Here is a 20,185-nt window from a genome sequence, read left to right as displayed (position 1 = left end):
GGGAACGGGCATGACGTGGAAGATCGAGACGGGCGGGCCAGGCCGGCTCATGCGGGCGGGCGCGCTCGCGGCCATGCTGTCCATGCCGGCGGCCCACGCGCTCGCCGCCGACGCGCCCGGGCCGTGCCAGGCCGGCGAGGCCCCGGCGAACGGCGACTGCCGCCCGGTGGAGGAGATCGCGGCCGCCATCCGCGCGATCGTCGAAAAGGGCGTCGGGACCTTCGACCTGACGGCGGCCCTCGTGAAGGTCCGCATCGGCGACGTGGAGATCATGAACGAGGCGTACGGAACGTCGATGACCGGGGTTCCGGCCACCACCGCCATGCACTTCCGCAACGGCGCCGTGGCCATCGCCTACATGTCGACCGTGCTGCTGCGCATGCAGGAGGAGGGGCTTCTCAGCGTCGACGACACGCTGTCCACCTGGTTCCCGGATTATCCGAAGGCCGACGAGATCACCCTCCACATGCTGATCACGTCGACGTCGGGCTATGCCGACTACGTGAACCTCGACTACCTGCCCCTCTACGAGGACCCGTTCCGGCAGTTCACGCCCGATGAGCTGATCGCCATCGCGTTCGGGCGCGACATGGTCTGCGACCCCGGCACCTGCTTCGCCTACGCCCACACGAACTTCGTCATCCTGGGAGAGGTGATGAGCAAGGTGGCCGGCAAGCCGCTCGAGGAGCTGATTGCCCGCTACGTGCTGGAGCCGCTCGATCTGCACAACACCCGCAGCGAGCACACGGCCGTCATCCAGGAGCCGGTGCTGCATGCCTTCACCAGCGAGCGCGGCGTGCTGGAGGACTCCACCTACTGGAACCCGTCGTGGACCCTGGCGCGTGGCGCGGTGATGACCACCGACATCGGCGACCTGCTGACCTCGGCGATCGCCATCGGCTCCGGGAGCCTGCTGTCGGCGGCCTCGCACGAGGCGCAGCTTGCCGAGGGGGCCGACGGCGTCGGCCGGTTCGTCGACAAGGTGCACTACGCGATGGGTGTCTTCATGACCAATGGCTGGGCCATCCAGACGCCGTCCTTCGCGGGCTACGCGGCGGCGATGGCCTACCTGCCTGAGGGGGAGATCGGCGTCGCGCTGGCGGCGACCAACGGGGCCGGCACCCCGGACGAACCGCGGGCCACCGATGCCATGTTCGCCGAGATCGGGGCGTATCTCGCCCCGGACCGGAAGCCGCTGTTCGCGCGCTGAACCGGTTCGGGGAGGCGAACCGGTTCAGCGTCGTCCAGGCTGGCCTCAGGAGGCCAGCTGCATGGACGCCTGGCGGACCTGGCGGGTCGCGTTGTCGACCTGCTGGGTCGAGGCGGCGATCGCCGACATGTTCTCCATGATGGTGTCGACGCCGTGCGAGGCGGTGTGCATGTTCATCGACATGTCGCGGGTGACCGCCGCCTGCTCCTCGACCGCAGAGGCGATCCCGACCGAGATGGAGTTGATCTCGGTGATGCGCTGACCGATGGCCGACAGCGCCGTGACGGCCTGCTCGGTGGTGCCCTGAACGGCGGCGATGTGCGCGCTGATCTCGTCCGTGGCCTTCGCCGTCTGTCCGGCGAGGTTCTTCACCTCGGCGGCGACCACCGAGAAGCCGCGACCGGCATCGCCGGCACGGGCGGCCTCGATGGTGGCGTTCAGGGCAAGCAGGTTGGTCTGCGCGGCGATGTTGTTGATCAGGTTGACGATGTCGCCGATGCGCTGGGCGGCTTCCGACAGCCCGCCGACGATCGTGTTGGTGCGGTCGCCCTCTTGAACGGCCTCTTCGGAGATCCGCAGGGCGTGGCCGACCTGCTGGCTGATCTCGGCCACCGAGGCGGCCAGTTCCTCGGCGCCGGAGGCGACCGCCTGGACGTTCGAGGAGGTCTGCTGCGAGGCGCTCGCGGCGGTGGCCGCCTGGCGCGTGGTGTCGCTGATCTCCTGGGCGATCTGGCCCAGGTCGGAATCGATGTCCTTCTGCAGCGCTTCCCGGCGCTTCCGCAGCTCCACCTGGGGCGTGCGGTCGGTTGCGAACTTCACCACGCCGATCGGGTGGCCGGTGGCATCGAGGATCGGGTTGTAGGACGCCTGGATCCAGACGTCCCGGCCGCCCTTGCCGATCCGCTTGAACTCCGCGACCTGGAACTCGCCGCGCCGCAGGGCTTCCCAGAACGCGCGATACTCGGCGGTCTCGCGGAATGCCGGCTCGACGAACATGGAGTGATGTTTGCCGACGATCTCGTCCAGCGAATAGCCGAGGGCTTTCAGGAAGTTGTCGTTGGCCTCGACGATGGTGCCGTCCATGTCGAACCGGATGATGGCCTGGGACCGCGAGATCGCCTCGATCTGGCCCTCGAGCAGCGCCGTGCGCATCTTCTGGGCCGTGACGTCGGCGGCCACCTTGACCACCTTCACCACCTTGTCGCCATCCATCACGGGGCTGTAGGTGGCCTGCAGCCAGACTTCCTTGCCGCCCTTGCCGAAGCGCTGGTATTCGGCGGACTTGGCCACGCCCGCGCGCAGGTCGGTCCAGAAGGCCTTGTATTCGGGGCTCTCGGCGTCGTCCTTCCTGGCGAAGATGCGGTGGTGCTTGCCGACGATTTCGTCCAGCTGATAGCCCATCAGCTTGAGGAAGTGCGGGTTGGCGGTCCGAATCGTGCCGTCGGGCGAGAACTCGATGATGGCAAGCGATCTGGCCAGGGCAGCGAGAACACGGCTGGCGTCGGCATTCGGCGCGAAACGGAGCATCTGAGATCACTCATTTGGAGCGGCGGATAACTCACTTTGGTTGACGTAGCTTGCGCGGGCATTGCTCCCGATGCGCGCCGAACAGCCGTCGTTCCGCCCCGTCGATCCCGTCGCGGGCTGCCCGTTCGGCCCGGATGGCGCCGAACGGGCAGCGGTCGCGGGGTCTACTGCTTGTCCATCTTCATGTGATGGCCGTCGCCGGCCGGAGCGGGCGCCCCGGGAGGCGTCGCGGTCAGGTCCAGCTCGACCGATCCGGCCTTCTCGAAGGTGAGGGTGACCGGCACGAGGCTGCCCGTCTCGATCGGCGCCTGAAGGCCCATGAACATGATGTGCGCGCCGCCGGGGGCGAGCTGCACCGTCTCGCCGGCCGGCACCGGGATGCCGCCGTCGATGGGGCGCATCTTCATGACGCCGTCGGCCATCTCCATGGTGTGGAGCTCGACCTTCCGGGCGATGGGGGAGGCGGCGCCGACCAGCCGGTCGTCGGTGTCGCCGGTGTTGGTGATGGTGACGAAGCCGCCCCCGTTGGCCGCGCCGGGAGGCGTGGCGCGGGTCCACGGGACCGAGATCTCAAGGTCGCCGACCTTGACGTCGTGGGCGCTGGCGGGAGCCGCGGCGAGGAGGACGGCGGCGGCGACGGCTGCGATGAGAGTGCGCATGGGGTTTGCTCCATAGGCAGATCGGGAAAACGCCTTCGCGGTTCTCCGTGCGGATCTGCGTGGGTGGAAAGGTCGGATGCGGGACGCGCGCGTGCGCATGTCCGTGCGGATCTGTCTCGAAAGGCGCGGACCCGGCGGGATCCGCGTGACCGGTCGTGTCGCGCGACGGTCCGACCGCGCATCGCGGCCGCACAGTCGGGTCAGGCGCGGGCGGGGGGAGCGCGCGCTTCGGGAACCAGGCGAACGGCGCGTGGCGCGGCCGCCGCGACGGCCACCGCCGTCGGCGCGCCGGACAGGGCGGTGCGCGGGAGCGGCAGGCTGGCCGGGGTCGGCGGCAGGCAGGCGCCGGTCAGGCACGTGGCGCGGCAGAGCGCCGTGCAGCAGGCCGCCGCGTGGCCGGCATCCGGACCGGACCCGTTGCCGTCGGTCGGCACCAGGGCGCCGGAACACAGCACGCTGGCCGGGGAGGGGGCCGAGCCCGCCATGGCACCGCCGGCGACCGCGCCCATCAGCCCCTGCAGGACGACGAGATAGGCGATGAGCGAGACGATTGCCCCGCCCAGACCCCGGTCCGCCATCAGAAGCCGCATGGTGCGCATGGATCCCTGATAGCCGACCTCGACCGCCCGCGCCATGGCGCCGGGCCGTCCGCGTCCTGCGCCATGGTGTCCCGCCGCGCCACGCCGCAGCGGGTCGGGACCCGCGGTCATGGCCGGGCGGAAATCCGCCGCCGGGCGAAAGGGTCGTGGACAGATCCGCCTCGCTTTGCAACCCTTTGGCGGGGTGGACACCTGTCCGTCCGGCCGCTTTAACGAAGCCGTCTCGTTCGCCGTTTCTGATCCGGGTGTCGCATGCGCAGTTTTCTGGTTGCTCTCGTCCTCTCCTTCTTCCTGACCGCCGGGGGGGCGTCCGCGCAACTGGGCCTGCCACTCGGAACCGGCTCCGGTTCAAGCGGCGGCAGCGCCGAGAGCGCGCCGGCCGACGGCTCCGGCGAGGCGGCCGCGGGCGCCGGGCCGGCGGGCTCGGTCGAGACGCTGATCCAGATCCTGGAAAACGACGAGGCGCGCGCCGAGCTCATCAACAAGCTCAAGGCCAGCGCCACCGATGGGGCGCCCTCCGCGGCAGCGCCCGCCGACGAGGATGTCGGCCCGGCGCGGCTGGCGGCGGAGTACACCCGCTCGCTCGCCAACAAGGCGGGCGAGGTGGTCGCGACCTTCGGCCGGGTGGGCGAGGACCTCGGCGAGGCGTTCAGCGATACCGGCCGCGTCGATCTCGAGCGCGTCGGCCGCACCGTGCTCAATCTCGCTCTGTCGATGGCGGTGGTGTTCGGCGCCTTCTTCGTGCTGCGGCTCCTGGCGCGCGGCCCGATGCACCTGTTCGCGCGCCGCGCCGAGGGCAAGGCGTGGCCGTCGCGGGTGATGTACCTGGTGCCGACGCTGCTGGTGGAGATCGGCACGATCGTGCTCGCCTGGCTCGCCGGCTACATCTTCTCGATCTATTTCGGCCGCGTCGGCGAAATGAGCATCTACCAGACGCTCTTCCTCAACGCGTTCATCGTCATCGAGGCGGTCAAGCTGGTCGCGCGCCTGATGTTCACGCCGAGCTTCCCGTCGCTGCGCTTCGTGCCGCTGGGCGATACCGGCGCCACCTACTGGTATTTCTGGCTGAGCCGGCTGATCAGTATCGTCGGCTACGGCCTCTTGTTCGTCGTGCCGGTGGCGGCCGCCGAGGTCTCGCCGCGCTTCTCCGACGCGCTGAAGGTGCTGGTCGTCCTCACCGCCATCGTCATCACCATCCTGATCGTGCTGCAGAACAAGACGCGGGTGCGCGCCTTCCTGCACCGGCGCATGGAGGCCGGCAAGACCGACGCGCTGGGCCGCTTCTTCGCCTTCCTGGGCAACCACTGGCACCAGATCGCGATCCTCTACCTGCTGGCCTTCTTCGTGGTCTGGCTGGTCAATCCGCTGGAGGCGCTGCCCTTCATGCTGCGCGCCACGGTGGAATCGCTGATCGCCATCGTCCTCGGGGTCATCGTCACCGCGTTCGTCTCGCGCACCATTTCCTTCGGGCTGCGACTTCCGCCGGACGTGAAGGAGCGCCTGCCGCTGCTGGAAACGCGGCTGAACGCCTTCGTGCCGACGGTGCTCAAGGTCGTCCGGCTGATCGTGCTGGTCGGCGTGCTGCTGGCGATCGCCGACGCCTGGAACCTGGTCAAGGTGTTCGACTGGATGCTGTCGGACGACGGCCAGGGCTTCTTCGGCAAGATCCTGTCGGTGCTGATCGTGCTCGCCATCGGCGGCGGCATCTACCTCGCGGTCACCTCGTGGATCGAGTACCGGCTGAACCCCTCCTACGGGCGGCCGCCGACGGCGCGCGAGACGACGCTGCTGTCGCTGCTCAAGAACGCCTTCTCCATCGTGCTCGGCGTCATCGTGTTCATGCTGGTGCTGTCGGAGATCGGGGTGAACATCGGCCCGCTCCTGGCCTCGGTCGGCGTGCTGTCGCTGGCGTTCTCGTTCGGCGCCCAGAAGCTCGTCCAGGACGTCGTCACCGGCGTGTTCATCCAGTTCGAGAACGCCATGAACACCGGCGACGTGGTGTCGGCCGGCGGCATCTCGGGCGTGGTGGAGCGCCTGTCGATCCGCTCGGTGTCGCTGCGGTCGCTGGACGGCACGCTGCACATCGTGCCGTTCTCGTCAGTCGACGCGGTGTCCAACTTCATGAAGGGCTTCGCCTACCACGTGGCGGAGATCGGGGTCGCCTACCGCGAGAACATCCCGGACGTGAAGCAGGCCATGTTCGATGCCTTCGACATGCTGAAGGCGACCGAACACGGCCCCAACATCATCGGCGAGCTCGACATGCAGGGCATCACCGCCTTCGGCGATTCCGCCATCACCGTGCGGGCCCGCATCAAGACCCCGCCCGGCAGCCAGTGGGGCGTCGGCCGCGCCTACAACGAGATCATCAAGGAGGTGTTCGACGCGCGCGGCATCGAGATCCCGTTCCCGCACATCACGCTCTACATGGGCGAGGACAAGGCCGGCAACGCGCCGCCGATGCGGGTGGTCAACGAACGCCGGCCCGCCGCCGCGCTGACCGAACAGGCCGAGGAAGCGGCGTCGGCGGACGCGGCGCCGACCGACCCGTCGCAGGAAGGCGTCGTGGAACCCCGCAAGGGTCCGATCACCCCGTCCAACCAGGACGGTCCGGACGCAGAGGGCGAGCGCTGACCGGAGAGGGCGCAGGAGAGGAACGGACAGGCCGGCCGGAGCCGGCCTGTCGGGGACTGACCGGTCAGAAGGCCGAGGACAGCATCTTCACCGCGGTGATGGCCAGGAAGACCGCGAAGGCGAGCTTCAGGTAGCGCTGGTTCAGGCTGTGGGCGAGGCCGGCGCCGATCGGGGCGCACAGGAACGTCACCGGGAAGATGACGATCGCCGCCGGCACGCTGATGTAGCCGAGCGACAGCGGCGGGCGGCCGTCGACGCCCATGCCAGACCAGATGAAGCCGAGGACGCCCGGCACCGCGATCAAAAGGCCGATCGCCGACGCCGTTCCCACCGCCTTGTGGATCGGGAACGAGAACGACGACAGCGTCGGCACCGACAGCGTGCCGCCGCCGATCCCCATCAGCGACGAGAACAGGCCGATCACGAAGGCGATCGCCCGGTTCACCCAGCTGCTCTTCGGCAGCTGCTCGCTGATCACCAGCGTCTTCGGGATCGCCATGTTCACCGACACGGCGAGCGCGATGATGCCGAAGATGAACAGCAGGCCCTGGCCGTCGATGACCTTGGACAGGCCACCGCCGATCAGCGCGCCGACCGCTACCGCCGGGCCCCACAGCTTCAGCAGGGAGATGTCCACGGCGCCGCGCTTGTTGTGGGCGCGCATCGACGAGATCGAGGTGGGGATGATGGTGGTGAGCGACGTGGCAACGGCGATCGGCATGGCGATCGCCGGGTCGAAATGCAGCGTCGTCATGATCCAGAACAGCACCGGCACGATGACGATGCCGCCCCCGACGCCGAGCAGTCCGGCCAGGACGCCGGCCACGACGCCGGTTGCGATCAGCCCGACCGTGAGCTGGATCAGAAGGGTGGTCGAGTATCCATCGATTGTCATGACGGCCTTTTCGGGAGTCTCGCCTGGACCGTCGCGGACGGTCGTGTGCGGGGTGCCGGTGGTCCGCGTCGGGGGAGGCCTCGGCGGCTCGGCGGAAAACGAAGGGATCGGCGCCTGACGGCGGTCGTCGATCGGCGGGGCGGACCGGCACACGGCGCGCCGGGTGCTCTCAGCTAGCAAATATCGGTATTCTGGGGAAGGTGCGACATTGGGCGGCCGCGCCGCGCGGTCTGTGCAGTGAGCTTATGTTCGGCGGCGGCTTCGAATTTGGGCAACGCCGCCCGAGCCCCTATTGTTCGCCCGGAAAAGAAAACACACACGGGAGGATCGCGCCGGGACGCCGGCGGCCGCACGGCCGCGCCGCCTCGCGCTCCGCCCGGCCCCCGTTTCGACACCCAGCCAGGAGTTCTTCCATGAGCAAGACAGCGCTCGTCATCAGCGCCCATTCCGCCGACTTTGTCTGGCGGTGCGGCGGCGCGATCGCGCTCCACCAGAAGCAGGGCTACGAGGTCACCGTGGTCTGCCTCTCCTATGGCGAGCGCGGCGAAAGCGCCAAGCTGTGGAAGCAGGAGGGCATGACGCTGGAGAAGGTGAAGGCCGAACGCCGCAAGGAGGCCGAGAACGCCGCCCAGGCGCTCGACGTCCACGACATCCAGTTCTTCGACGTCGGCGACTACCCGCTCGATCTCGGCCGCGAGACCCAGGACCGCATGGTCGACGTCATCCGCGCCGTCCAGCCGGCCTTCATGATGAGCCACTCCAAGTGGGACCCGTACAACACGGACCACATGTACACGACCGACTTCGCGCTCACCTGCCGGATGATCGCCCAGGCCTGGGGCCACAACCCCGGCCAGAAGGTGCTCGGCGCGCCGCAGCTCTACCTGTTCGAGCCGCACCAGACCGAGCAGATGGAATGGAAGCCGGACACCATCCTCGACATCACCGAGGTGTGGGACAAGAAGTGGGCGGCGATCCAGTGCATGCAGGGCCAGGAGCATCTCTGGCACTTCTACGAGAACGTCGCCGAGAACCGCGCCAACCACTTCCGCCGCAACTCCGGCGGCCAGTCCGGCGGCCGCGACTCCCGCTACGCCGAAGCCTTCCAGTCGGTCTTCCCCCGCACCGTGGACACGCTGTGATGGCCGGCTCGACCACACAATCCGGCATCGTCGTCCAGACCATCGAGCGCGCAGACCAGTCGGTGATCGACGGGCTCGGCGCATGCGGCGTGGCCACCGTGCACGAGGCGCAGGGCCGCAAGGGCCTGCTCGCCGCCTACATGCGGCCGATCTATCCGGGCGCGCGCCTGGCGGCCTCCGCCGTGACGATTTCGGCGCCGCCCTGCGACAACTGGATGGTCCACGTCGCCATCGAGCAGCTCAAGGCCGGCGACATCCTCGTCCTCGCGCCGACATCGCCGTCCGATGCCGGCTATTTCGGCGACCTGCTTGCGACGTCGGCCAAGGTGCGCGGCTGCAAGGGGCTGGTGATCGATGCCGGCGTGCGCGACACCCGCGATCTGACCGAAATGGAATTCCCGGTGTGGTCGAGGGCGGTCTTCGCGCAAGGCACGGTCAAGGAGACGCTCGGCTCGGTCAACGTGCCGGTCGTCTGCGCCGGCGAACTGGTCAATCCGGGCGACGTGATCGTCGCCGACGATGACGGCGTCTGCGTGGTCCGCCGCGAAGAGGCGGCGGACGTGCTCAAGAAGGCGCAGGCGCGCGAGGCCAACGAAGCCGAGAAGCGGGCCCGTTTCGAGGCCGGCGAACTCGGCCTCGACATCTACGGCATGCGCGAGCAGCTCGCGGCCAAGGGCCTGAAATATGTCTGAGAGGCATCATGTCTGAGACCGGCGTGCCGTGCATGTGGATGCGGGGCGGCACCTCCAAGGGCGGCTACTTCCTGAAGTCCGACCTGCCGGCCGATCCGGCCGCGCGGGACCGCTTCCTGCTCCGCATCATGGGCTCGCCCGACGACCGCCAGATCGACGGGATGGGCGGGGCCGACCCGCTCACCTCCAAGGTCGCGGTGATCTCGAAGTCGGAGCGCGAGGGCGTCGACGTCGACTACCTGTTCCTGCAGGTCTTCGTCGACCAGGCACTGGTGTCCGACAGCCAGAACTGCGGCAACATCCTCGCCGGCGTCGGGCCGTTCGCGCTCGAGCGCGGTCTCGTGGAGGCGGCGGGCGACAAGACCGACGTCCGCATCTTCATGGAGAACACCAGCCAGATCGCAGTGGCCACGGTGGAAACCCCCGGCGGCCGCGTCACCTACGCGGGCGAGGCGCGCATCGACGGCGTGCCCGGCACCTCCGCGCCGATGGGCATCGTCTTCGAGGACACCGCCGGCTCCACTTGCGGGGCGCTGCTGCCCACCGGCAACGCCGTCGATACCGTCGAGGGCGTCGAGGTGACCCTCATCGACAACGGCATGCCGTGCGTCATCCTCGCCGCCGCCGATTTCGGCATCAGCGGCGACGAGACGCCGGCGGAGCTGGAGGCGAACGACGCGCTCCGCGCGCGCGTCGAAAAGATCCGCCTCGCCGTCGGGCCGATGATGAACCTCGGCGACGTGCGCGAGAAGTCGGTGCCGAAGATGACGCTGGTCTCGCCGGCCAGGAACGGCGGCTGCATCTCCACCCGCACCTTCATCCCGCACCGCGCCCACAAGGCGATCGGGGTGCTCGGCGCGGTGTCGGTCGGCACCGCCTGCCTGCTCGACGACGGTCCCGCCGCCCGCATCGCCAGCGTGCCGGACGGCCGGGAGAAGTCGCTCTCCATCGAGCACCCGACCGGCGAGTTCACCGTCATCGCGACGATGGACGATGCCGGCCAGGTCCAGTCCGCCGGCGTGCTGCGCACCGCCCGCAAGCTCATGGACGGGACGGTGTTCGCCTGATCCCTGCGTTCGCGGACACGTTCTGCGAACGCAGGCCGCGACAGAATCAGCGCATCGCACTAGTCTCCGGCGCACCATGACCTCCCAGCGACCGTCGGGGCGATGCGCGAGTATCCGAACCTCCGCCATATCAGGCTGATCGATGCCGCCGTGCGCCTTGGCTCGCTGACGCGCGGCGCCGACGCCGTCGGAATTTCCCAGCCCGCCGCCTCCCAGGCGCTCGCCCGGCTGGAGCGGCTGTTCGGCGGCCGGCTGCTGGAGCGCGCCGGCGCGCGGGTGGTGGCGACGCCGCGCGGCGAGGTGGTGGCGCGCCGGTCGAAGCGCGCGCTGGGGCTGCTGAAGTCCGGCCACGCCCGGCTCGCGCGGCTCACCAAGTCCGGCAGCCGCGCCGCCGATCTCGCCGAACCCCAAACCTCGATGACCCATCTGCGGGCGCTCGCGGCCTTCGCCGAGACCGGCAGCTTCTCCGCCGCCTCGCGCCGCCTGCGCCTCACCGAGCCGTCGGTGCAGCGCGCCGCCCGCGAGATGGAGCAGATCGCCGCGGTGCCGCTGTTCGACGGCGGCGGCCGGCATCTGGTGCTGTCGCCGGCCGGCCGGCTGCTCGCCCGCCACGCGACGCTGGTGCTGAAGGAGATCGACGCCGCCTTCGACGAGATCCGCGAGCTCTCCGGCGCCTTCGACGGCCGCGTGGTCATCGGCACGCTGCCGCTGGTGCGCACGCGCATCGTCCCGGCCGCCGTGGTGGCGTTGACGGAAAAGCGTCCCGAGGCCGACGTGGAGATCGTCGACGGCCCCTATGACACGCTGATTCAGGATCTCGCCAACGGCCGCGTCGACATGCTGGTGGGTGCGCTGCGCGAGGACCTGGCCCAGCGCGACCTCACCCAGGAGGCGCTGTTCACCGACGACCTGTCGATCGTCGCCCGCGCCGGCCATCCGCTGGCCCGCACGCGCGTCAGCGCGGCGGCGCTCGGCCGCTATCCGTGGGTGCTGCCGCGCGAGGGCACGCCCAGCCGGGCGATGTTCGACCGGCTCGCCGCGCGCTTCGAGGCCGATCGCCCGGCTGTGGGCATCGTCGAGACCGGCTCCCTGGTGGCGCTGCGCGGCATCCTGATGCAGTCGAACCGGCTGACCATCCTGTCGCGCCGGCAGATCCTGTTCGAGGAGGAGGCGGGGTTCCTCACCGTCCTGAACTTCAAGCTTGAGGATACCGCCCGGCCGATCGGGCTCACCACCCGCGCCGACTGGCAGCCGACCGCCCTGCAGGCCGATTTCCTGGCGGAACTGCGCCGCGCGGTGGCGGACGGCTGAGCCCGCCGCTCAGACCTCGTAGCGGCCCATGTGCCGGTCGAGGAAGGCCAGCGTGCGCTCGCCGGCGATGCGGCTTGCGTCCGCGTCGAAGGACGCGCGGTGGTCGCAGTTGAAGCCGTGGCCGGCCGGGTAGGTGTAGATCTCCACGTCCGGGCGCTTGCGGCGCACCTCCTCCACGTCCGCCATCGGGATCGAGTGGTCGGTCTCGCCGAAGTGCAGCATCGTCGGGCAGTGCGGCTGGTTGTCGGCCATCTTCACCACCATGCCGCCGTAGTAGCCGATGGCGGCGGCCAGGCCGTGCCAGCGGGTCGCGGCGGCGAACGCGATGGAGCCGCCGAGGCAGTAGCCGACGATGGCGACCGGCCCGTGCTCGGCCAGATAGTCCTTGGCGGCTTCCGTGTCGCGCATGAAGGCGTCGAAGTCCGGATTGGCGATGAAGCCGCGCGCCGCCTTGATCTCCTCCTCGCTGTAGCCGGACTCGAAGCCCGGCTGGGTGCGGTCGAACAGCGCCGGCGCCAGCGCCAGGTAGCCGGCCTGGGCGAACCAGTCGCAGACCTCGCGGATGTGCGCGTTGACGCCGAAGATCTCCTGCACGACGACGACGCCGCCCTTGACCGGACCTTCCGAAGGGGTGGCGAGATAGGCGCCGAGGGTGTGTCCGTCGCTGGCGGTCAGGGTGATGTGTTCGCCCATGGGTCGCTTTCCTGGTGTCTCGGTTGGCGGGAAGCGGACGCTTCCCCGGTCGGGTCGCGCGCCCGGGAGCGGGCCGCGCGCGGGTGGTGGCGCGACCCGGTCTCGCGGGCCGCCCTCAGTCGGTAAAGTAGAGCTTTGTCGGGTTGTCGACGAGCAGGCTCTGCATCAGCGCCGGGGTCGGCGCGATCAGCGGCAGCAGGTCGACCAGTTCGCCGTCGTTGGGCATGAAGCGCTTGATGTTCGGGTGCGGGAAGTCGGTGCCCCACAGCGTGCGGTCGGGGAACCGCTCGACGAGGCCGCGGGCGAACGGCACCGCGTCGTGGAACGGCGGGCCGGCGCGCGAGATGCGCTCGCAGCCGGACACCTTCACCCAGAAGCGCTCGTCCTCCATCAGGTCCTGCAACAGCCGGAAGGCCGGCTGGTCCAGGCCCTGGCTGGCATCCACCCGGCCCATGTGGTCGATGACCATGGTCAGCGGGATGCGCTTCAGGACCGGCGCCAGCGTCTCCAGCCGGTCCGCCTCGAAGTGCACCACCAGGTGCCAGCCGAGCGGCGCGATCTTGTCGACCACCCGAAGCACGCCGTCGATGTCGGCGTCGGCGCCCAGGTGGCTGACGAAGTTGAAGCGCACGCCCTTGATGCCGCCGTCGTCGAGCCGCTTCAGCTCGTCGGCGGAGACGTCCGGGTCCACCATCGCGATGCCCTTGTAGCGGCCGCCGCTGGCGGCGATCGCGTCGAGCATCGCGGTGTTGTCCTTGCCGTGGCAGCTCGCCTGCACGATCACCGACCGCTCGATGCCCAGGTGCTTGTGGAGCGCGAACAGCGTCTCCTTGCCGGCGTCGACGGGGGTGTAGGTGCGGCCCGGCGCGTAGGGGAACACGTCGCCGGGTCCGAAGACGTGGCAGTGGGCGTCGCAGGCGCCCGCCGGCAGCTTGGTCTCGGGGGTCTTCGGGTGGGTGTCGTAGGGAAGTCCGCCCGCTGCCGGTTTGCTGTCCACGTCCATCTCGCTTAGGTCCTCGCGTCGCGTTTTGCCTGGTCGTCCGAATATTCCGTCAGAACGTTGAGCACGGCCGGACGGCCCTCGTGCTCGACGGCATGCAGGGCGCGGGCGAGCGCCGCCGGCAGATCGTCGGCGTGCTCGACCTTCTCGCCGTAGCCCCCCGAGGCTTCTACGACCTTTTCGTAGTCCGGGGTGGGTTCCAGATAGGTCAGCGGCGCATGGTTGCTCTGCGCCGCCGCGCCGTCGGGATAGACGCCCAGCGTCGCCCGGCGCACCGCCGCCCACATGCCGTTGTTGATGATGACCGTCAGGGTCGGGATCTCCATCGACCGCGCCATCATGTGGGCGGGCGTCGGGTTGCCGAACATGTAGCTGCCGTCGCCGACGACGGCGATCACCCGCCGCTCCGGCGAGCCGAGCTTCACCCCCAGCGAGGCACCGAGACCCCAGCCGAGGCCGCCCGCCGACGGGGTGGAGAAATAGGTGCCCGGCTCGGAGAAGCTCATGTGCACGATCGGGAACGGCGTCTCCAGCACGAAGGCGTCTGTCGGCCGCTGGACGTCGGCCAGGCACTTGGCGAGCCAGGCGTTGGACGAGGGACCGGCGCCGCCCTTCGGCGGGTTGGCCGCCAGCGCTGCGCGCTTCTTCTCCTGCTTGGCCTCGAGCCAGGAGCGGCGGCCGGCCAGCACGTCGTCGGCGGCAGGCGCGGTGGCCAGCGCCTGCAGGATCGACACGGCATCGCCGGCAACCGACGCGGTGACCGGGAAGGTGCGCATCGGGTAGCGCGAGAACAGCGGGTCGACGCCGAGGTGGAGCACCTTCGCGTCGTCGGCGAGCGTGTGGTGCGAGGGGATCCACGGCACGTCGCATTCGGCCACGATCACCAGGTCGGCGTCGCCGATGTGCGGCGTCACGTCGTAGCCCAGATGGGACGGATGGGCGCTCGGCAGCGCCATGTAGCGCGGCCGGTAGGCGACGACGCCGATGCCCTGCGCCTCGGCGAGGGCGGTGAGGGCGGCGACCTCGTCGGCGGTCTTGCCGAGGCTCGCGCAGACGAGCAGCGGCCGCTTCGCCGCCGACAGCAGCTCGGCCGCCTCGGCGAGCGCCTCGGCATTCGGGGCCGGGGCCGGCGACGGCGGGGTGGCCGGCGTCGGAACCGGGCCCGTCGCATGGGCCGACAGCACCTCGCGCGGCAGGGTCATATAGATGGGACCCTTCGGTTCGCTCATGGAAATCGCCAGCGCCCGGTCGACGGCGGAGGCCGCGTGTTCCGGATAGCGCAGCTCGTAGTCCCACTTCACGAACTCGCGCACCATCGCGCCCTGGTCGAACATCTCCTGGCCCCAGTGGATGAAGGCGTTGCGCGCGCCCGTCATGCCCTCCTCCAGCACCGGCGTGCGGCCGGCCGCCAGGAACACCGGCGTGCGCTCGCGCGAGGCGTTGATCAGCCCGCAGATCGCGTTGGCGGTGCCGACGTTGACGTGCAGGATCACCGCCTGCGGCCGCCCGGTGGTGAGGTAGACGCCCTGCGCCATGCAGATGGCGACGTTCTCGTGGGGCACCGTCACCGGCATCGGCATCGTCCGCCCGGAGGCCGCGGCGTTCGAGAACGCCTCGATGATCGGGGCGAAGTCGGTGCCGGCGTTGCCGAACACGTAGTCGACGCCCCGCGCGGACAGGGCGGAGAGGAAGATTTCGGCGCCGGAGGCCTGGGTGGCGGTCTGGGTCATCTTGTTCATGGTGCGTCTACTCCCGCGATCTCGGCCGCTCGGCCTGTTCTTCCGGTGCTGCGTCGCGCCGGGTTCATCAGGAACCCTTACACAGCCGCCGCCCGCTGCCAATTCGGGAAATCGGGGAGATGATTATTGCCACACCGCGAACCCCATGCCACAGCCGGTGCCGGCTTCCGACCGGTAGCAGGGGATGTACTTCTGCCACGCGGTCTGAAGATGTTCGCAGGCTCCGGCCACGGTGATCCAGTTGCGCACCTCCGAGGTGCCGGAATTCAGCCGGGCCGTATCGATGGACGCGAGCGCCTCGGCGTCGCCGCTGCGGCAGGCCGTGAGGATCATCCGGTCCAGTTCCTCGTCGACGGTGAAATGGCTGAGGCCGCCGGAACCGAGGATGCCGATGCGCTGGTCGCCGGGGAAGCCGCGCACCGCCCGGGCGATGGCCTGGCCGAGCGCGTAGCAGCGACCGGGCCGTGGTTGGTTCGGCGGAAAGTAGGTGTTCAGCGCCACCGGCACGATCGGCACGATGCGCTCGGTCATCAGCCGCTGGTGGACGTAGCCGAACGCATGGCCCTCGCCGTGGGGACGGGCGAGCGTCTTCGCCTGGGAAATGTCGAACGCATCGTCCATCAGCGCGTTGATCAGGTGCTCGGCAAGGACGTGGGCGACCGGGTAGTCGATCGGCCCGTCCTTGACGTGATACTGGGAGCGGGCGTGGCGCCAGAAGTCCGGCGCGTCGGCGCCCATCGACAGCGGGTTGTTCACGATCGTCTCGCCGCGATAGATCAGGATCGCGGGGAGGTTGTCCTCGCCGTACTGCTCGTTCTGGTCGTCGCCGATGATGATCAGGGCGTCCAGGTTGGCCGCGGCGATGTCCCGGTCGAGGCGGTCGATGGCGTCGGTGCAGGCCTGGGCGCGCTCGGCGAGTACCGCCGGCGCGATCTGGTCGCGGATCGCGGGATCGGCCTGTCCGAGGAGGTCGCCATAGGTCACCTGCCGGCCGAATCGGTCGAGGAGCTTGCGCCCGGAGGCGTCGATCTCGGCGTGCTTGGGATAGTCTTCGGGCGGGCTGTTCAGAAGCGGGCTGTGAGACGCCCCGATGCCCATCACGATGTCCGCCATGGGGTCCATCCCTCCCGATGTCGTTGCCGGCCGCGCGGCGGGATCGGCCTCGCTGCCCGCGCTTCTTCCGCGAGCCCGTCCCGCGGGACGTGTCGCCGGCCCGGACCGCCGTTCGCTCCCCGATCGGGGGGTCCCGGGTTGTTGAACAACTGTCTAAATGATTTCATCGCACAGGGAAAGTCCTGCGCCCGCCGTTCAAGGGCGAGATCCATCGAGGAGCCTGCCATGACCGACATCAACCCGGCCACGACTGCCGCCGGCACGACCCTGTCGCCCGACGATACGCCCGCCGTCATCGCCCGCGGGTCCGGCCCGACGCGCCGGCTCACCGTCGTCGAGGCCCACGACCTGACGCCGCACATGCGCCGCGTCAGCTTCGTCTTCGACGGGATCGAGAACTTCACCTACGAGCCGGGCCAGGCGCTGCTGCTGGCGGTGCCGCTGCCGGGCGACGGAGAATGGGGCCGGCGCGACTACACGATCCGCTCGCTCGACCGCAACACCAGTCGCCTCGACATCGATTTCGTCCTGCACGGCGATGCGCCGGGCGCGAGCTGGGCGCGGGGGGCGAAGCCCGGCGACGTGCTCCAGGCGCGCGGCCCTCGCGGCGCCACCGTGTTCGACGCGGTGGCCGACTGGCACCTGATGGTCGGCGACGAGACCTGCATTCCGGCGCTGTTCCACATCCTGGAGGAGATGCCGGAGGGAACGCCGGCGAAGGTGTTCATCGAGGTGGGGGACGCCGCCGACGAGCAGACCGTGGAGACCGCCGCCAATCTCGACCTCGTCTACGTGCACCGGACCGCGGCGAAGGCCGAGGACGACACCGGCCTGATGGACCGGCTCGAGGCGTTCGAGCTGCCGGCCGGCACCGGCCACGCCTACGTCATCGGCGAGACCGGCAAGGTGCGTCAGATGCGGCGCCGGCTCATCGAGCGCGGGCTGGCCAAGGAGCAGATCTCGGCGGAAGGCTACTGGCGCCCCGGCCGCATCGGCGGCCACGACCACATCCGCGACTGAGCGCGGCTGCTTTACCCGAACAGGTCCGGCTGCTCCTGGATCGCGCCTTCCATGGCCAGCAGCCGGCGCTTCAGCGCGATGCCGCCGGTGGCGGAAAAGCCGACCATCCTGCCGTCGGCGCCGAGCACGCGGTGGCAGGGCACGATGGGCGGGAACGGGTTGCGGCCGAGCGCCACGCCGACCGCGCGCGCCAGCGACACGTCGCCGAGCCGGTACGCCACGTCGCCGTAGGTCAGCGCCTTGCCGCGCGGGATCGCCCGGCAGATCGCGTAGACCGAGCGCTCGAAGTCCGAGACCGCCGCCATGTCGAGGTCGGCCGCGCTCAAGTCCGCGTCGTCGCCTGCCATGAGCGCGCGGATCGCGTTGGCGAGCGGGTGGAGGTCTGCTGGCAGGTCCACCCGCACGACACCGTCGAGTCCACGGGTCAGCCGTGCCCAGGCGTCGGCCTCCCTTGCCTCGGGCAGCCCGGCCCGCACGACGCCAGCCGGTCCCCAGGCGAGGCCGCAGTGCCCGAGCGGGGTAGCGAACGTGGTGGCGTGAACGGCGTCCGGCATGTTGGTGGCTCGGCTGGAGGGACTGCCGCAAGTGTGGAGCGGAGCCGGATCCCGCTCAACCCGATTTCGGACAGCCCTCAGCCTGCTACTGCTTCGACGGCGCGAGCCCGCCTTTCTCCACCAGGAACGCCAGGATCGTGTCGAGGCCCTGCCGGGTCTTCATGTTGGTGAAGACGTAGGGGCGGTCGCCGCGCATCCGCCTGGTGTCGGCGTCCATCACCTGAAGCGACGCGCCCACCATGTCGGCAAGGTCGATCTTGTTGATGACCAGCAGGTCGGAGCGGGTGATGCCCGGGCCGCCCTTGCGCGGGATCTTCTCGCCGGCCGACACGTCGATGACGTAGATCGTCAGGTCCGCCAGCTCCGGCGAGAACGTCGCGGCCAGGTTGTCGCCGCCCGATTCGATCAGCACCACGTCGAGGGCCGGAAAGCGCTCGCGCATCTCCGCGATCGCCGCGAGGTTGATGGAGGCGTCCTCGCGGATCGCCGTGTGCGGGCAGCCGCCGGTCTCCACCCCCATGATCCGCTCGATGGGCAGCGCGTCGGCGCGCGTCAGGATCAGCGCGTCTTCCTTGGTGTAGATGTCGTTGGTGATGGCGGCGATGTCATAGGCGTCGCGCATCGTCTTGCACAGCGCCTCCATCAGCGCCGTCTTTCCGGAGCCGACCGGGCCGCCGATGCCGACGCGCAGGGGTCCGTTGGGGGAGAGGGTCATGTGCGGAACAGCCTCGTGTACTGGGTCTCGTGGCGCATGGAGGCGATGTCGGCGAGCAGCGCGCAGCCGCCGAGATCGTCGAGGGTGGAGCCTGCCGCCTGGTCGGCGATGCGGGCAATGACCGGCTCGAGCCGGGCGAGGGTCGCCTGCCCGTCGGTCTGGCCGAGCGGGATCAGCCGCACCCCGGCCGACACGATGTTGGCGGCAAACGCGTGCAGGTAGGCCGTCAGCGTCGCGTCGAGGTCGACGCCGTGGTCGGCGGCCGCGACCGCCACCGCGACCGGATAGGCGAGCGGGCCGTCGGGCCAGGGCGCGGCGGCCGGCCAGACGGCTTCGGTGATCTTGCGGAAGGCGTCGCCCTGCGAGACGGTCTCGGTGCGCCGCTCGCGCGACGGATTCAGCGCCGCCGCCAGCTCGACGACCTCGGCGAGGGAGGGGGCGTCTGCATCGGGCGCCGGGCCCGTCGCAAGGCACACGTCCGCCACCGGCGTTGCTTCGCCGACAGATCCTGAGGCATTCCGCGCGGCCTCACTCTTCACTCCGCTCATTCCCGCGAAGGCGGGAATCCAGGGCGGGTTACTCGGGTCCTCGCCATGGGGCCCTGGAGTCCCGCCTTCGCGGGAATGAGCGGGAGAACGGGGATGCGCCGCATTTCCATCTCCGGCGCCCGTGGCCTTCACCGCCGCGTCCCCGGACGGGCAGCAGACCTCCTCCACCCGCGCCCGGTACGCCGCCGCCAGCAGGATGGCGTCCTGGCGGCCGGCGCCGTGGACGAGCACGTCGCCGACCCAGGCGGCGAGGCCATCGGCGTCGGTGACCGTGCCGGTCTCCACCTCCCATTCCAGCCCGTGGGAAAGCGTGAACGCCCCCACGGGATAGGACGGCGACAGCCAGGCCATCAGCCGGTAGAGGCCGCCGGCGTCAGTGGTCATGGGGCTTGCCCGGGGCGTGCGAATGGCTGTGGCTGTGGGAATGGCTGTGGCTGTGCCCGCCGCCCGCCTGCGCGTGGCCGTGGCTGGTCGCATGGCTGTGGCTGCCGTGGGCTTCCGCGTGCGCCTCGGCATGCGCGTGGCCGTGCGCCTCGCCGTGGGCATGGCCGTGGCCGCCCGTCGAGCCGCCGTAGGCGCCGCCTTCGGGGTCGAACGGCGCCTCGATGTCGCGCGCCCGCCCGCCCAGCCCGCGCACCATGTCGGAGATGACGTGGTCGCGGCGGATGAGGATGCGGCCGGCCTCGATCATCGCCGGCAGGTGCCGGTTCCCCAGGTGCCAGGCGAGCCGCAGCAGGTGGTGCGGGTCGTCGGCGGTCACCTCCGTCAGCGCCTCCGGCGCCGCCAGGACCTGCACGATCCGCCCGTCCTCCAGCACCAGCCCGTCGCCCGCCTGCAGCGCGGTCGCCTTGGGAAGGTCGAGCAGGAACGCCAGCCCGCCGTCGCCGGTAAGCGAGATCCGCCGCCGGTGCCGCCCGTCGAAGTCGAGGGTGACAGTGTCGGCGGGATCGCCGTAACTGCCGGCGGGAAGAACTTTCGAGGCGGTCAGCATGGCGCGTCCCCCCTTGCGCCGCCGCGCGGCGTGCGCCCGCAGTCGCCCTTCACTCCGCTCATTCCCGCGAAAGCGG

19 protein-coding genes are annotated in these 20,185 nt (G+C 70.1%); 7 read left to right on the top strand and 12 right to left on the bottom strand.

All coding sequences use genetic code 11. The features are described 5' to 3' along the window. Nucleotides 1–10 precede the first annotated feature (10 nt). Nucleotides 11–1,210 (top strand): serine hydrolase domain-containing protein, encoded by a 1,200-nt coding sequence (locus AB7M35_RS07830; RefSeq protein WP_453958638.1) that lies wholly within the window; start codon nt 11–13, stop codon nt 1,208–1,210. Nucleotides 1,211–1,255: 45 nt separating this feature from the next. On the opposite strand, the gene AB7M35_RS07825 is transcribed toward AB7M35_RS07830, so the two are convergent. The 3 genes from AB7M35_RS07825 to AB7M35_RS07815 form a co-directional block, all read right to left on the bottom strand. Next, entirely contained in the window at nt 1,256–2,737 is a 1,482-nt protein-coding gene (locus tag AB7M35_RS07825) for a methyl-accepting chemotaxis protein (RefSeq protein ID WP_453958636.1), read from the bottom strand. Between the two features lie 164 nt (nt 2,738–2,901). Beyond that, nucleotides 2,902–3,396, bottom strand: a complete 495-nt coding sequence (locus AB7M35_RS07820; protein WP_453958634.1) for a copper chaperone PCu(A)C — start codon at nt 3,394–3,396, stop codon at nt 2,902–2,904. Nucleotides 3,397–3,596: 200 nt separating this feature from the next. Next, entirely contained in the window at nt 3,597–4,106 is a 510-nt protein-coding gene (locus AB7M35_RS07815) for a hypothetical protein (RefSeq protein ID WP_453958632.1), read from the bottom strand. A gap of 141 nt (nt 4,107–4,247) precedes the next feature. On the opposite strand from AB7M35_RS07815, the gene AB7M35_RS07810 reads away from it, so the two are divergent. Then, entirely contained in the window at nt 4,248–6,629 is a 2,382-nt protein-coding gene (locus AB7M35_RS07810) for a mechanosensitive ion channel domain-containing protein (RefSeq protein WP_453958630.1), read from the top strand. A 64-nt stretch (nt 6,630–6,693) separates the two neighbouring features. Here AB7M35_RS07810 and AB7M35_RS07805 read toward each other — a convergent pair whose 3' ends face one another. Beyond that, a complete protein-coding gene (locus tag AB7M35_RS07805; protein WP_453958628.1) occupies nt 6,694–7,524 on the bottom strand; it encodes a sulfite exporter TauE/SafE family protein in 831 nt (276 codons plus the stop codon). 413 nt (nt 7,525–7,937) lie between these two features. Here AB7M35_RS07805 and AB7M35_RS07800 point away from each other — a divergent pair, with 413 nt between their 5' ends. The 4 genes from AB7M35_RS07800 to AB7M35_RS07785 all read left to right on the top strand — a co-directional run bounded on the left by AB7M35_RS07800 (nt 7,938) and on the right by AB7M35_RS07785 (nt 11,736). Next, the gene (locus AB7M35_RS07800; RefSeq protein ID WP_453958627.1) at nt 7,938–8,666 is read left to right on the top strand and encodes a PIG-L deacetylase family protein; all 729 of its coding nucleotides are present in this window, start codon (nt 7,938–7,940) and stop codon (nt 8,664–8,666) included. After that, on the top strand, nt 8,666–9,358 hold the full coding sequence (locus tag AB7M35_RS07795; RefSeq protein WP_453958626.1) for a 4-carboxy-4-hydroxy-2-oxoadipate aldolase/oxaloacetate decarboxylase: 693 nt from the start codon (nt 8,666–8,668) through the stop codon (nt 9,356–9,358). The genes AB7M35_RS07800 and AB7M35_RS07795 overlap by 1 nt, the downstream gene beginning before the upstream one ends. A gap of 8 nt (nt 9,359–9,366) precedes the next feature. Beyond that, nucleotides 9,367–10,425 (top strand): 4-oxalomesaconate tautomerase, encoded by a 1,059-nt coding sequence (locus AB7M35_RS07790; RefSeq protein ID WP_453958625.1) that lies wholly within the window; start codon nt 9,367–9,369, stop codon nt 10,423–10,425. A 102-nt stretch (nt 10,426–10,527) separates the two neighbouring features. Beyond that, nucleotides 10,528–11,736: a LysR family transcriptional regulator gene (locus AB7M35_RS07785; protein WP_453958623.1), complete on the top strand. Its 1,209-nt coding sequence runs from the start codon at nt 10,528–10,530 to the stop codon at nt 11,734–11,736. Between the two features lie 9 nt (nt 11,737–11,745). Here AB7M35_RS07785 and AB7M35_RS07780 read toward each other — a convergent pair whose 3' ends face one another. The 4 genes from AB7M35_RS07780 to AB7M35_RS07765 form a co-directional block, all read right to left on the bottom strand. After that, nucleotides 11,746–12,429, bottom strand: a complete 684-nt coding sequence (locus tag AB7M35_RS07780; RefSeq protein WP_453958621.1) for a dienelactone hydrolase family protein — start codon at nt 12,427–12,429, stop codon at nt 11,746–11,748. Nucleotides 12,430–12,544: 115 nt separating this feature from the next. Further along, entirely contained in the window at nt 12,545–13,432 is an 888-nt protein-coding gene (locus tag AB7M35_RS07775; protein ID WP_453958619.1) for an amidohydrolase family protein, read from the bottom strand. 5 nt (nt 13,433–13,437) lie between these two features. Next, on the bottom strand, nt 13,438–15,168 hold the full coding sequence (locus AB7M35_RS07770) for a thiamine pyrophosphate-requiring protein (protein WP_453958617.1): 1,731 nt from the start codon (nt 15,166–15,168) through the stop codon (nt 13,438–13,440). A gap of 123 nt (nt 15,169–15,291) precedes the next feature. Next, the gene (locus tag AB7M35_RS07765) at nt 15,292–16,281 is read right to left on the bottom strand and encodes a DODA-type extradiol aromatic ring-opening family dioxygenase (RefSeq protein WP_453958616.1); all 990 of its coding nucleotides are present in this window, start codon (nt 16,279–16,281) and stop codon (nt 15,292–15,294) included. Between the two features lie 225 nt (nt 16,282–16,506). Here AB7M35_RS07765 and AB7M35_RS07760 point away from each other — a divergent pair, with 225 nt between their 5' ends. Beyond that, nucleotides 16,507–17,301 carry a siderophore-interacting protein gene (locus AB7M35_RS07760; protein WP_453958614.1) on the top strand — a complete coding sequence of 265 codons (795 nt, stop codon included), beginning with the start codon at nt 16,507–16,509 and terminating at the stop codon, nt 17,299–17,301. Between the two features lie 11 nt (nt 17,302–17,312). Here the strand turns inward: AB7M35_RS07760 and AB7M35_RS07755 are convergent, their stop codons facing one another. The 4 genes from AB7M35_RS07755 to ureE form a co-directional block, all read right to left on the bottom strand. Further along, nucleotides 17,313–17,855: a methylated-DNA--[protein]-cysteine S-methyltransferase gene (locus AB7M35_RS07755; RefSeq protein ID WP_453958613.1), complete on the bottom strand. Its 543-nt coding sequence runs from the start codon at nt 17,853–17,855 to the stop codon at nt 17,313–17,315. A gap of 85 nt (nt 17,856–17,940) precedes the next feature. Then, nucleotides 17,941–18,570 carry an urease accessory protein UreG gene (ureG, locus tag AB7M35_RS07750; RefSeq protein ID WP_453958611.1) on the bottom strand — a complete coding sequence of 210 codons (630 nt, stop codon included), beginning with the start codon at nt 18,568–18,570 and terminating at the stop codon, nt 17,941–17,943. After that, a complete protein-coding gene (locus AB7M35_RS07745) occupies nt 18,567–19,502 on the bottom strand; it encodes an urease accessory protein UreF (protein WP_453958609.1) in 936 nt (311 codons plus the stop codon). The genes ureG and AB7M35_RS07745 overlap by 4 nt, the downstream gene beginning before the upstream one ends. Then, nucleotides 19,492–20,109 carry an urease accessory protein UreE gene (gene ureE, locus AB7M35_RS07740; protein WP_453958607.1) on the bottom strand — a complete coding sequence of 206 codons (618 nt, stop codon included), beginning with the start codon at nt 20,107–20,109 and terminating at the stop codon, nt 19,492–19,494. The genes AB7M35_RS07745 and ureE overlap by 11 nt, the downstream gene beginning before the upstream one ends. Nucleotides 20,110–20,185 lie beyond the last annotated feature (76 nt).

The organism is Amorphus suaedae (assembly GCF_053629675.1).
The sequence above is the reverse complement of the archived record's forward strand: the minus strand, read 5'-3'. Positions and strand labels throughout refer to the sequence as shown.